The organism is Microcoleus sp. Aus8_D2, from assembly GCF_036702665.1.
Taxonomy (GTDB): domain Bacteria; phylum Cyanobacteriota; class Cyanobacteriia; order Cyanobacteriales; family Microcoleaceae; genus Microcoleus.
In genome coordinates this window covers 52,098-64,243 of the sequence record NZ_JAUBUN010000005.1, presented here as the reverse complement: position 1 = coordinate 64,243, position 12,146 = coordinate 52,098, and the positions used below count along the sequence as shown (strand labels likewise).

General features: G+C 46.4%; 13 protein-coding genes. 1 reads left to right on the top strand and 12 read right to left on the bottom strand.

Annotation, left to right across the window (positions count from 1 at the left end; genetic code table 11):
- Positions 1-103: 103 nt before the first annotated feature.
- The 5 genes from QUB64_RS05590 to QUB64_RS05570 all read right to left on the bottom strand — a co-directional run bounded on the left by QUB64_RS05590 (position 104) and on the right by QUB64_RS05570 (position 3,407).
- Positions 104-517 carry a nuclear transport factor 2 family protein gene (locus QUB64_RS05590; RefSeq protein ID WP_333265700.1) on the bottom strand — a complete coding sequence of 138 codons (414 nt, stop codon included), beginning with the start codon at positions 515-517 and terminating at the stop codon, positions 104-106.
- A 31-nt stretch (positions 518-548) separates the two neighbouring features.
- A complete protein-coding gene (locus QUB64_RS05585; protein ID WP_333265698.1) occupies positions 549-1,133 on the bottom strand; it encodes a pyridoxamine 5'-phosphate oxidase family protein in 585 nt (194 codons plus the stop codon).
- An 85-nt stretch (positions 1,134-1,218) separates the two neighbouring features.
- Positions 1,219-1,638, bottom strand: coding sequence for a glutathione S-transferase C-terminal domain-containing protein (locus tag QUB64_RS05580; RefSeq protein WP_333265696.1), 420 nt, complete (start codon positions 1,636-1,638; stop codon positions 1,219-1,221).
- A gap of 4 nt (positions 1,639-1,642) precedes the next feature.
- Positions 1,643-2,872 (bottom strand): RNA-guided endonuclease InsQ/TnpB family protein, encoded by a 1,230-nt coding sequence (locus QUB64_RS05575; protein WP_333265694.1) that lies wholly within the window; start codon positions 2,870-2,872, stop codon positions 1,643-1,645.
- A gap of 244 nt (positions 2,873-3,116) precedes the next feature.
- A complete protein-coding gene (locus QUB64_RS05570; protein WP_333265692.1) occupies positions 3,117-3,407 on the bottom strand; it encodes a glutathione S-transferase N-terminal domain-containing protein in 291 nt (96 codons plus the stop codon).
- A gap of 463 nt (positions 3,408-3,870) precedes the next feature.
- Here QUB64_RS05570 and QUB64_RS05565 point away from each other — a divergent pair, with 463 nt between their 5' ends.
- Entirely contained in the window at positions 3,871-4,425 is a 555-nt protein-coding gene (locus QUB64_RS05565; protein ID WP_333265690.1) for a TetR/AcrR family transcriptional regulator, read from the top strand.
- Positions 4,426-4,565: 140 nt separating this feature from the next.
- On the opposite strand, the gene QUB64_RS05560 is transcribed toward QUB64_RS05565, so the two are convergent.
- The 7 genes from QUB64_RS05560 to QUB64_RS05530 form a co-directional block, all read right to left on the bottom strand.
- Positions 4,566-6,044: a hypothetical protein gene (locus tag QUB64_RS05560; protein ID WP_333265687.1), complete on the bottom strand. Its 1,479-nt coding sequence runs from the start codon at positions 6,042-6,044 to the stop codon at positions 4,566-4,568.
- Between the two features lie 330 nt (positions 6,045-6,374).
- A complete protein-coding gene (locus QUB64_RS05555) occupies positions 6,375-7,370 on the bottom strand; it encodes an AEC family transporter (protein ID WP_333265685.1) in 996 nt (331 codons plus the stop codon).
- Positions 7,371-7,770: 400 nt separating this feature from the next.
- Positions 7,771-7,977 carry a glycogen debranching protein gene (locus QUB64_RS05550; RefSeq protein WP_333265683.1) on the bottom strand — a complete coding sequence of 69 codons (207 nt, stop codon included), beginning with the start codon at positions 7,975-7,977 and terminating at the stop codon, positions 7,771-7,773.
- Positions 7,978-8,005: 28 nt separating this feature from the next.
- Positions 8,006-8,356, bottom strand: coding sequence for a hypothetical protein (locus tag QUB64_RS05545; protein ID WP_333265681.1), 351 nt, complete (start codon positions 8,354-8,356; stop codon positions 8,006-8,008).
- On the bottom strand, positions 8,353-8,838 hold the full coding sequence (locus tag QUB64_RS05540; protein WP_333265679.1) for a GNAT family N-acetyltransferase: 486 nt from the start codon (positions 8,836-8,838) through the stop codon (positions 8,353-8,355). Before QUB64_RS05540 ends, QUB64_RS05545 begins: the two co-directional genes overlap by 4 nt.
- A 425-nt stretch (positions 8,839-9,263) precedes the next feature.
- The gene (locus QUB64_RS05535) at positions 9,264-10,337 is read right to left on the bottom strand and encodes an RNA polymerase sigma factor, RpoD/SigA family (RefSeq protein ID WP_333265677.1); all 1,074 of its coding nucleotides are present in this window, start codon (positions 10,335-10,337) and stop codon (positions 9,264-9,266) included.
- 126 nt (positions 10,338-10,463) lie between these two features.
- Positions 10,464-12,122 carry an ABC transporter ATP-binding protein gene (locus tag QUB64_RS05530; protein WP_333265675.1) on the bottom strand — a complete coding sequence of 553 codons (1,659 nt, stop codon included), beginning with the start codon at positions 12,120-12,122 and terminating at the stop codon, positions 10,464-10,466.
- Positions 12,123-12,146 lie beyond the last annotated feature (24 nt).

The window sequence follows — 12,146 nt, the reverse complement described above, 5'->3', positions numbered from 1 at the left end:
TCCGCACGCTCAAACCGGTTCGTAGTGAGGACTTCAGTCCTTCTAAATCCGAGGACTAAAATCCGCACGCTCAAACCTGTGTCTAGCAACTCACAAATAACCTCTATCGAAACTTCCGTTCAGACTCTTGAATTGGAACATCATTAATGCTGGCTTCACGTCTTCGCATTAACCCATTTTCGGCAAATTCCCACTGTTCGTTACCGTAGGCGCGATACCAGTAGCCGGAATCATCGTGCCACTCATACTCGAAGCGTACAGAAATTCGATTATCTGTAAAACTCCAGAGTTCTTTCTTTAAACGGTAATCTAGTTCTTTTGCCCATTTTCGTGTTAAGAAAGCTTTGATTTGTTCCCGTCCGCTGAAGAATTCGGCGCGGTTTCTCCATTGAGAATCTTCTGTATAGGCTAAGGCCACTCGTTCGGGATCGCGGGTATTCCAGGCATCTTCGGCGGCTTGAACTTTGGCTTTGGCTGTTTCTAGCGTAAAGGGCGGTAGAGGTGGTTTGGTTTCCATAAGTAGTTTGTGACTGCAAAAGGTTTTCAGATTAGCGATCGCCCAGCAACATTTCCAGCTCAGCAATTCTCGCTTGCAGTGCCGCAACTTCCTGTTCGGAGTAGCGAAGGGGAATATGTTGCGGACAATTCCAGTTCCAGGCTTCGACTTGAAAGATTATAACTCGTTCAACTTCTGAGTCATCTTCAGGTACTCTCAATCGCTCCATTAGTTCGCCATCGCCCTCTACATATCTGGCTCTCCCCCAAATTTTTAGTCGTTTACGGTGACGGTAATCCATAAGAAATATAAAAGCTTTGTCGTTGTCTGAAAGATTACCAACCGTGACATACTGAACATTCCCTTTGAAGTCAACAAAACCCAATGTTTTCTCATCCAAAACTTGCAAAAAACCTGGATGACCACCGCGAAACTGAATGTAGGGATAGCCATTAGAACTAACAGTTCCCAGATAAAATCCATCGATTTGAGCAATGAATTCTTCAATCTCAGGTGTTATCGCATCGTTCTCAGGCCCAACGAGTTCAAACCGAGCGTAAGTTTCTCGCGATCCGCGTTGTGCTTGGGCAGCTTTGACAGCGGGAGTGAAGGCAATTTTTGTGAATTTACGAGGCATAGCACTGTCCTCTTGATAATTTTGAGAGTCCTAAACGCAGGAATGGAAAAAATTATTTACCATTCTCATCCAAAGTTCTGCATCGCTATATCTTTGCGGAAGCCTCAATCCCGTCTTGCATCTCGATGAACCCAGGAAGTTGTTTGATTCGTGTAATCCAGTGTTGAATGTGGGGATAGGGAGCAAGGGAAATCTTGCCATCGGGAGCCAAATACACGTAGGGAAAGACTGCCACATCTGCGATCGTCGGATGTTCAAATTCTAGCCACGCGCGATCGCTCAAATGTTGATTTAGTTGAGCGAGAATCAACTCTGCTTTTTGAGTTGCCCGGTCAATGTTGATGTTGCTTGCTGCACCAAACAGATAGTAAAGACGAGCGTGTTCGGGCCCTTGGCGAATTTCACCCGCAGTGGTTGACAACCAACGTACAACTCGACTCAGAGGTATCGTCTCTAAGGGTAGCCATTGGTCGCTACCGTACTGACGAGCCAGGTATAGTGACATACTCCTACACCAAATGAGTACAGTATGGTGTAGGCTTCTCAGTGACTCCCGGTATTCCGTCGGACATTAACTGAGCTTTCAGAACGGGATGCCCCACCGCTCTATTTTTAATATTAATCGCTGCATTGCGATCGCGGTCAAGACTGCATCCACAGTGAGGGCAGTCATGCCACCGAATATGTAGCTTTTTTGGGACTTTCTCACTGCAATTAGAGCAATTTTGTGAAGTATTATGGGCATTAACTGGGACTGCCAACTTTCCAGCATTTACGGCTTTGAAAGTTAGAATCGACAGAAAACTTGACCACCCAGCATCCAGCACAGATTTAGCTAATTTTGTCCTAGCCAGACCTTTCACATTTAAATCTTCATGGGCGATTACGTCATACTTAGATAACAGATAATTAGCCGTTTTCAAGTGAAAGTCTTTCCGTTTGTCTGCGACATTTTTGTGTTGTCTCCCAAGTTGCTTAACCGCTTTCCGTCTTCGATTACTGCCCTTTTTGCGACGTGATGCGCGTTTTTGAGCAACCCGCAACCGTTTTTGGGCTTGACGATAATACTGAGGAATGGCAACCGTTTCTCCCTCGGAAGTAGTTAAAAATTCCTTGAGACCCAGATCGATTCCCGTAATTAAATCTGGGTTAAAGTCTGGCTTAATTGCAGGAACCGTCAAATCTTCTAGGGAAAGAGTTAGATAAAAACCATCAGACTTTTTGGTAACAGATGCAGTTTTGATTTTAAATCCATCAGGAATTGGACGATGTAGGATGATTTTAACTTTTCCTAACATAGGCAAGTTAATCATATTGCCTTGCAAACACCCATCTTTTACTTGAGGATAGGTGAAAGTGCGATAACGGTTACGTACCTTAAATCTGGGTCTACCACTACGTTTTCCATTACCATCTCCTTTGAGGAATCTGTCAAATGTCACCTTGACTCGTTTCACTACATCCTGAAGGACTTGAGAATAGATATCTTTGTACCAAGGATGTGTTTTTTTGAGTTGTGGTAGAGTCTTTTTCTGGTTGTAGTAGTCGGGATTGTCTCGTAACTCCGGTAGATGGCAAATTAAAGGGCAAGCGTTAATAGGGGAACGGTTTTGCTCGTACCAATTAAATCGATCGGCCACCAAAAAGTTGTACTGAGCGCACAACATGGATAACCATCTGTCTAACTCAATAGTTTGCTGTTTTGTGGGACGTAATTTATATTGGTAACTTGTTCTCATACACGGCTCTTGATTAATGTCATCATAACATTTTGGTGTAGCCATAGCAATAGTCCGGACAGTTTTTTAACGGCCCTGTAAGTCTTACAAAGGAAGCCCTGCCATTCTTAACGCATTTTTTGAGACTTACCGCAGGACTCAAGCGAAAGAAAAAACAGCCCACCATATAACCCGTAAGGGTTTCGGAGGCTCGATCAGATCCAAAACAGTCCTTCGTATTGCATAGGACGATAAGATTGATTAACTACGTACCTACGTGAATCGACCTATCCATCCCTGCACTAACCTGGGTACAGGTATAGTGTGGGGATTCCGGCGAAGATACTAAAATCGATTGAGCATCAGCAAGGATAGTGTCACCATCGACTAGCAGGGGAACTTGACCGAAGGGATTGAGAGCAAGAAATTCTGGTGATTTGTGTTCGCCCTTCATCAAATCAACTTTGATCCATTCGTATTCAAGATTCAGGAGTGAAAGTAAAAGTCTGACTTTGTAGCTGTTGCCAGACACTTCGTGACCGTAAAGCTTAATCATGGGTGATACCTTCTGATTGAAGAAGAGAGAACAATATAGCAACCGCCACATCGGTGAGGACATAAATAACCGGAATGAATAGAGCCGATACCCGTACCGAATCAATGGTTTGATTCGGGTTATGTAACTGTCAACCCTTCGGCTTCGCGAGCGCGCGAGCTGTCCACTCTTCGACTTCGCGAGCGCGCAAGCTGTCAACTGTCCACTGCTATAGATGATAGGCAACACTTTGCAGGTGTTGTGAATTATAGCAACCGCCACATCGGTGAGGACATAAATAATTTCATGAATAGAGCCTCCTAACCCATAGCCCAAACGGTTTGATTTCCTGATTCTGCAACTGTCAACTGTCCACTGTCAACTGTCCACTGCTATACTCAATGTTTGTACCGTTCGTTCGGTATAAGATTAATGTACCGAACGAACGGTACATTGCCAATAGGTCAACTCAAAATTGCTGTCCATGCCACAAGAAACCTATATTCCATGCCTGCTGCAACTGTTTCGACAGCATGGCTACGACGGAGCAACCCTATCTAAAATTTCTGAAGCCACAGGTTTGGGTAAAGCAAGTCTGTACCATCACTTTCCCGGTGGTAAGGAAGAGATGGTAAGAGCTGTGTTGGATCACCTTGGAGCAGGGCTGGAGCAAAACATTCTGCAAGCCCTTCGCAGTGAGGGAGATACTTTGACTAGGCTCCAGAGAATGTGCGATCGCATTAGCGAGTTATATGAAGGAGGGGAACAACCTTGCTTATTTGCCATCCTATTAATGGGTTCGGCACGCGAGATTTTTCATCCTCAAGTACAAAACCTATTGCGGACTTGGATTGATGCGATCGCAGAGGTGTTGATGACAGCAGGATTGGATGAAACATTGGCTCATCAGCGCGGAGAAGATGCCGCGATCGCAGTTCAAGGTGCTCTGATTCTCTCGCACGGGTTGAATGATTTGGCTCCTTTTCGGCGAGTTATCAAACAATTACCGCAACAATTATACCGGGACATAGTGGGTTGAAATTCGCCGATCGTCCTGTACCAGCACGTAAATCCTCGTCAATCGGCAAGTGCGGGAGCAATACTATACCCATCAAGGGCGATCGCGTATTTGCGATCGCTCCCCATCCAAAATCTCAAATCGAAAAATGGAAAATCGCCCTAAGTTCCTGCTTTCAATTTCTGCATAGTTTTCTGAAATCTCCACAGCAGAAATGCCAGAAACAGCCATTGAGCAAGGATTCCTAATCCCACAAAAGGTATTGTTGTTGGTTTGTCGAACTGCCAAAACCCATAGCCGAATAGCGTCCAAAGTGCGGCGGTTGCAGGAATGCGATCGGGCATTAGTTCCAAAAATCGGAGCAGTATGGAAGCAAACATCGACAAAAAGATCGATCCCCATATCGCCCGCGCCATTGGATCGCGCATTTTCGTCGCACAAACTTGTTGGATGAAGGTGGCGTAAATTAAGATCGTATTCGTCGTACACAGAACTAGCAGACCTGTTTCTACAAGTTTTTGAGTGCCGATACCTATCCAAAATATCCAAGGTAATAACAGCGCATTTGCGATGATGAGATGGATAACAACAGCCAGCAACATAGGGCTTCGATCCGACCAAATTAAGTTTTGCCAGCCCGGAGAATCATACCGTACCCACTCTAATAAAGCTTGGTGTTGAGGGCAGATAGCAAGCATTAACACCAACAGCAGGATAACGGTCAAAACGTACAGAAAAATAGCGTAACCCGCATTCGCCCAGCTTGGGGGTAGTAAAAAGCCTAGAGCGAGAACTTCTACACAAGCTAAAATCGCATAACTTTGCCGTTTCCCGATCGCGCTCGATCGCGGTTGGTTGAAATTCCGCAACAGTATTCGCCACAGCAAAAACGCAGTAGTGCCTAACACCGCTAAAGTAAAAGTGTGAGACACAAAACCTATCGTGTTAACCGGCAGCAAAAACCACGAAACAACAGGATGTTGGTGTCCTAATATTTCTGGATTCGCCAACAGCGGCCGCCACGTGATGTTGATGTTCCAGCTCATGTAGAGAGGCGATATCAAGAAACAGGCGATCGCAGCACATCCAAAGGCTGTTGCCTTTGGTAGGTTTCCCATTCTCTGTGTTTCAGGCAGCGCGCAAATCATCACTGCGCTGTAGCAGATAGCGCATCCCAGCGGGAGCATCAGATAGATGCTTGCTATTAGGGGTAGCGAAACCCCGGCTTGCAAGCCGGCAAAGCAGTGCAGGGGAACCACCAGCCCTAGGGAAATATACAGCAGTACGGGAACGCCCAGCATTTTACCGAGCAGAATCTGCCATGCGGGACACGGACTCAGGCGGATGAAATTGAGAGTTCCCCGTTTCTGTTCGTGTCCGATGTCGCTGACAATCGAATAACTTCCGACGGTAAATGTTACATAGGGCAGCATCCAAGTGATGGTTTGCCACACTTTCAGCCAGTGGCTTTCTGGGACAAAGGGGGAAGTTTGCGGGATAATCAGCAGTAAAATAATTTGGCAGATGACCGAAAATGAGACTGCTGCAATGACTGTTTGCGGTTTGAGTCTACCGCGAAGTTCCCGCAGCAGTTGCGGATTCCAGTTACCTATACGATCGATCAAAACTGAGTTTGTCATCGGGGAATAGATAGATAGGATGGTTGACTGTTTCTGTTCGCTTTCAAGCTCGCTCCTGGACGCATTAACCTCAAAGAAACCGGGTTTTTTACCTAATCTGTGGGTGAGAGCGCATAATTTTCGTGAAAAAACCCGGTTTCTAGCCACCAGTGCGTCCAGGACTAAAGCTGTTTGCTGAATGTACCGTCTTCCTCTGGCTGTTGGGTGCGATCGGGGAATGCAGGAGGCAAATCTGTAGGAGTTCTTGTCTCGTTCATCGTCGTTTCCCGTGCAATTACTGTCAATTGTAATCCGAAATTTTAGCAATCTGATTTGATAGTTCAGGTAATATTAGCTAAAGAAAGCTAACCACAGCGGGAGCATTAACAGTAAACCTACAGAAGTGAGGGCGATGCTGCTAGCTAACAAATCGCGATCGAGCTCATAAATTTCTGCTAAAATCAGCACCGAAAGAGCTGTGGGTGTTCCCGACATCAACACCAAAACCAACCTCGGATCGCCGCTCAATCCAAAAAAACTAGCACCAACTCCGAGCAGCACCGGCACAATTAGCACTTTTAACAGCGACGGGATTAATGCTAGTTCAAAACTTTGCCATGTTTTAATAGCTCTCAGGCGGATACCAACCAGCACCAAAGCACTAGCTATTACCCCCAAAACTGCGGTTTGCAAGCCCGATTCTACTGTCTCAGGTAGGGGGATATTTCTAGTGAAAAAACCTATGATAAATGCCCACAGGGCGGGAACTGTCAGCACGTCCCGAAGCTGAATCCACCAGTGATTTTTTTCCTCGGAATGGCCGAAATAGCTGGCAATAAGTACACCAAAACCGTAGCTGCCGATCACGTTGTTGGTGACGCTGTACAAGACAGCCCAGTTGTTGTTATCGCTGCTGATGATGGCGGGGGTGATTGCTAATCCGACAAAGCCGGTATTGCCTAACATCGCAGCTAGGATAAAACTGCCTTGGCTCGATCGCGTCAATGAATTTATATTTAAAAAAAATAAATTAACTAGAGAATTTTTTCCCTGAAAATATGGGTTTTTGACGTGCCTTGCACTCAGCCACCGCAACAACACCCAAGTCAACGAAGCTAAACTCGTACTCAGAAATAACACGAATATGGCGATCGCCGGTGTGAATCCCACAGCACCGGAAAAATCGCTCTGACGGGCTAAAACTGCAATTTGTAGGGGTATTCCCATCCAGAAAAGAAAGCGGCTTAGCAGCTTGGGAAAATCAACTGGGATGTACCGAAATATCAGCAGTCCCAAGCCCGTCCAGATAACTAGAGGCGTATAAGCATGAAATAAGGTTTCAATCATAAAAACTTAACTTGACAATTTGAAATGCCTCTATCGATTAATAGTAATGCTAAAACCCGTTGGAAAAAAGCGATTTATCGTTAGCGGTACCCTCGAACAGGATCGCACTTTCGCGCTTTTTCGCCTTCGCGTGCGGGCCGCACTGCACCCCGAAAGTTCCCGCCCAAATTCCCGCAACCATCGCGCAGAATCCTGAGAGTATCCGCCATCAACGATTGCAGCATTGTAACTTCAGATACACTTTCACCAGATTTGTGGGAATTTTACAAAAAATGGGCTTCTCTTCCAGGGTTCCGATAACGGATTATCTTGCATTTTCCGAAATAATGTGCTATGTTTTGCGCCATTGCGATCGACTCGAAATACGGCAATCCTAAATCTGCTGATTAGCTGGCGCCGATCAATTTAATTTCAAAGAATTAACAGGCACATCATCCCAAGAAATAACTGTTCGCAAGGTAGCAACCCAGCCCTGCTGTTTTTGCTCTGCGGTCAAATTCTGCTCAAAAGATTCGTGGCATTGCTTCGCTTGAGTCTCATCGCAACAAGCAATGCAAGCATAAAGAATACCCGACGGATCGATTTGCTCGTTTACCCAAATAATCACGATCTACTCTCTCAGTCAAAATCTACTGTCACTTAAATTTTCCTATATTTTTGCCAATTATTGATGGGAATTTGCGCCACAAAAAATTGACGCAGGGGTGGCGAGAAACCGGGTTTTTACCAAAAATATTTCGTTCCCAACCGCAAAGCCCGCAAAAATCCGGTTTCTGAGAATTGACGCAGGGGTGGCGAGAAACCGGGTTTTTCCCCAAAATATTTCGTTCCAAACCACAAATCACGCAAAAACCCGGTTTCTGAGAATTGACGCAGGGGTGGCGAGAAACCGGGTTTTTTCCGAAAATATTTCGTTCCCAACCGCAAATCACGCAAAAAACCCGGTTTCTGAGATTCGGAGCGCGATCGCCAACTGATAAAATCACTTCGAGGCCAAACTCGCCAAAGACTCCCCCGCAACCCGGCAAATCCGCCAGTCGGGCATCACATCAGCACCAATACCCTTGTAAAATCCGATCGCCAATTCATTCCAATCCAACACACTCCACTCCAAACGCCCGCAGCCCCTTTCGACTGTCAACCGCGCCAAATAAACAATCAAAGACTTACCAATTCCCCGCCCTCGAAACTCAGGGAGCACAAACAAATCCTCCAAATAAATCCCCGGCTGAGTCAAAAAAGTAGAATAATTGTAAAAAAATAGCGCCCAGCCGACAATCCGATCTTCGCATTCTGCTAGAATCGCTTCAGCAAAAGGGCGATCGCCAAACAAATGATTTTCCAAATCAACCGCATTACCTGTTACCGCATCAGATAACTTTTCGTACTCAGCTAAAGCCTTAATCAAATCAAACAGCACCGGCACATCAGCACGGGTAGCTGGACGCAAAATCACCGCATCAGACATAAATCAATCAGTAGTAAGCGACAATCAACAATTAAATATAACAGAAGTCATTAGTCATTGGTCATTGGTCATTAGTCATCTCGCCCTCCGAGCGAAGTCGAAGGGTGGTCCTGCCGTCATTAGTCATCTCGCCCTCCGAGCGAAGCCGAAGGGTAGTCATTGGTCATTCTACTTGTTACCAGGCTCCTGCCTGGTAAAGCACATTCTACTCGTTACCAGGCTGTGCCTGGTAACGCAGATCTGGAGGCTCTGCCTCCTTATTTCCCAGCCGAGGCAGAGCCTCTGGATATGTGTTCCAAGGCTCTGCCTTGGAACAAGTTAAACCAGTTGAACCTGCGGAGGCGGGTTTTGTTTGTATAGACGCGAATTCCATTCGCCGTCCGATATTTAAGACTTTTCACAATGCAAATTCAAAGCTTTTTAGCTTATTTTAACCAGCCCTTCAATCGTTCCGTCACTTGAGGGCGGCGCAGCTTTCGCATCGCCTTATTTTGAATTTGACGGACTCGTTCGCGGGACAAATTGAACAAACTGCTGACTTCTTCTAAAGTGTAAGGTTCGCCAGTTATCAAACCGTAACGCATAGCAACAATCTCTTTTTCCCGCTCAGTCAAAATATTATCCAACACCTCCAAAATATCTTGGCGCATCATCATCTCATTCATCTGAGCTTCTGGAGATTGCGTCGAGTTATCTTCAATAACATCCAAAAGTTCCGAACTTTCTTCAGTACCGATGCGGTGGTTGAGAGACAAAGATTGCCGGCGCACTTGCTGGAGGTAACGAAGCTGTTCGGAAGAAACTTCCATTTCTTTAGCAAGTTCAAGTTCAGTGGGATTGCGTTGAAGAGAACGCCTCAGATCCCGATAAACTCTTTTGAGTTTATTTAACTGTTCGACAATATGAACCGGCAACCGAATCGTCCGCCCTTGATTGGCAATTGTGCGGGTAATTCCTTGGCGAATCCACCAATAGGCATAGGTAGAAAATTTATAACCCTTCTCAGGATCGAACTTTTCGGCGGCTCGGTTCAAACCCAAAGCTCCTTCCTGAATTAAATCAAGAAAAGGCACGCCCCGATTGAGATAGCGTTTGGCGATGGAAACCACCAAGCGCAAATTCGAGCTGATCATTTTCCGTTTCGCCGACTGACACTGGTAGCGAATCTGTTGCAGTTGAGTTTCGCTCACCCCCAAAGCTAAGGCGATTTCAGCTTTTGTTGGTACTCTGTCCAATTCCTGCTTTAAACGCTCTTCTAGTTCCTGAAGGGCTACCAATTCTTGAACGCGGCGTGCCAATTCTACCTCTTCGGTGGCACTCAGTAGAGGATAGCGAGCCATTTCTTTGAACAAAGCTCCCACGGGATCGTCGGCAGACCAACTGTTGTATGCTGACGATCTAGTTACCGTCGGACGATCGATCTCAGTGTCCTCATCCTCTGCCATTGCGAGTGAGGCTTCGGATGCCACCGCAAAACTGCCTAGGTCAGATTCTGCCATATAGTGCTTGGTGTCCGTGGGATGATTTGAAAACTATCCCTTCACTTTAACCAATTTAATCAGAAATTTCCGAAATCCACCTAGAAGTTCGTGACTGATATCAGATTGCCCTAATTTTATACATTTTTATTGAGTTCGAGCCAGTAAAGGAGCTGCCTGCAATAACTGCTGAGTATAAGGGTGCTGCGGATTAGTAAAAATATCCCTAGTCTTGCCAATTTCCACAATTTTTCCCGCATTCATTACCGCAATGCGATCGCAAAAAAACCTCGCCACCCACAAATCGTGCGTAATAAACAGATAAGTCAAATTAAATTCCTGCTTCAACTCCAGCATCAGCTCCAAAACCTGAGTCTGCACGCTAGCATCCAGCATACTCACCGGTTCGTCGCAAATAATCAGTTGCGGGCGAGTAATCAAAGCCCGGGCGATGGAAACCCGCTGCTGCTGTCCCCCCGACAGTTCCCCCGGATAGCGGCGAAAGAAATCCTCCCCAGGGGTCAAACCCACCCGCTCTAACATTTGGATTACTTGTTTTTTAGCTTCATCTCCATTAGCTAATTTGTGAATCAACAAAGGGTCAGCAATACTTTGTCCGACAGTCATCATCGGATTCAAGCAAGCGTGGGGGTCTTGAAATACCATTTGCATTTGGCGGCGGTGTTTCCTGACAGCATCGTGGCTGAGGGCAGTGATATCTATGCCTTGAAATTCCACTTTGCCACCCGTCGGAGGAATTAGCCGCAAAATCGTGCGAGACAATGTGCTTTTCCCGCAGCCGGACTCCCCTACCAGCCCGAGGATTTCCCCTCGTTCTAGCTCTAAGCTAACGCCGTCTACGGCTTTAATTACCTGGCGGTTCCGCGAAAATAACTGGTCTAATAAATTGCTTTCTAAACTATAGTGCTGCTGCAAATTCGTCACTGTCAAAAGAGGCGAATTTAACTCGGACTTAAGCCGATCGCCTGTTGGTTCTATCTTCCCCGTCTCGGAATCGGCTTGAATGTGCAAAGCTGCTTTCAGGAGCGATCGAGTATATTCGTGTTGCGGGCGTTCAAATACATCTTGCACCGGCCCTGTTTCCACGACTTTACCGCCGTACATCACCGCAATGCGATCGCAATACTCAGCCACCATCGCCAAATCGTGAGAAATCAACAAAATAGCCGTTCCCCTGGAAGCGCAAAGTCTAGTTAATTCCTGCAAAATCTGAGCAGCGACAGTTACATCCAAACTCGTCGTCGGTTCATCCGCCACAATTAACTTCGGATCGAGCAAAAGAGCCAAAGCAATTGCGACTCTTTGGCGCATTCCGCCGCTAAATTCGTGGGGAAATTGCGACCAGCGAGAGGCCGGAATTTTCACAGCATCCAAAATCTCGATCGCCCGTTTCTTAGCTTCCTTGCGATTCAAATTCGGTCTGTGAGCCTGCAAAGTCTCGATACAGTGTTCCCCAACAGTCATCAAAGGATCGAGACGAGTCATCGGATCTTGAAAAATCAACGCCACAGCTTCCCCTCGAAACCGTCTGAGGCGCGAAGCATTCATCTCAAAAACCGACTCTCCCGCAAAACCAACCCGCCCCTCCACCAGCGTTGAATCAGGTAACAACCGCATCGCCGCCCTTCCCAAAGTTGACTTACCGCAGCCAGACTCCCCAACCAATCCCAGTTTTTCCCCCGGTTCCAGCGCCAGGGAAACCCCATCAACGGCCCAACCGGATTGGCCCCGCCGCTGAGGATAAGCTACTCGCAGATTTTCAACGGAAAACAAAGAATTAGTCATGGTAATGGGGAATTGGGCATGGGG

Coding starts and splice junctions, on each gene's coding strand:
- QUB64_RS05590 (WP_333265700.1), bottom strand. CDS start 517: ATGGAAACCAAACCACCTCTACCGCCCTTTACGCTAGAAACAGCCAAA.
- QUB64_RS05585 (WP_333265698.1), bottom strand. CDS start 1,133: ATGCCTCGTAAATTCACAAAAATTGCCTTCACTCCCGCTGTCAAAGCT.
- QUB64_RS05580 (WP_333265696.1), bottom strand. CDS start 1,638: ATGTCACTATACCTGGCTCGTCAGTACGGTAGCGACCAATGGCTACCC.
- QUB64_RS05575 (WP_333265694.1), bottom strand. CDS start 2,872: ATGAGAACAAGTTACCAATATAAATTACGTCCCACAAAACAGCAAACT.
- QUB64_RS05570 (WP_333265692.1), bottom strand. CDS start 3,407: ATGATTAAGCTTTACGGTCACGAAGTGTCTGGCAACAGCTACAAAGTC.
- QUB64_RS05565 (WP_333265690.1), top strand. CDS start 3,871: ATGCCACAAGAAACCTATATTCCATGCCTGCTGCAACTGTTTCGACAG.
- QUB64_RS05560 (WP_333265687.1), bottom strand. CDS start 6,044: ATGACAAACTCAGTTTTGATCGATCGTATAGGTAACTGGAATCCGCAA.
- QUB64_RS05555 (WP_333265685.1), bottom strand. CDS start 7,370: ATGATTGAAACCTTATTTCATGCTTATACGCCTCTAGTTATCTGGACG.
- QUB64_RS05540 (WP_333265679.1), bottom strand. CDS start 8,838: ATGTCTGATGCGGTGATTTTGCGTCCAGCTACCCGTGCTGATGTGCCG.
- QUB64_RS05535 (WP_333265677.1), bottom strand. CDS start 10,337: ATGGCAGAATCTGACCTAGGCAGTTTTGCGGTGGCATCCGAAGCCTCA.
- QUB64_RS05530 (WP_333265675.1), bottom strand. CDS start 12,122: ATGACTAATTCTTTGTTTTCCGTTGAAAATCTGCGAGTAGCTTATCCT.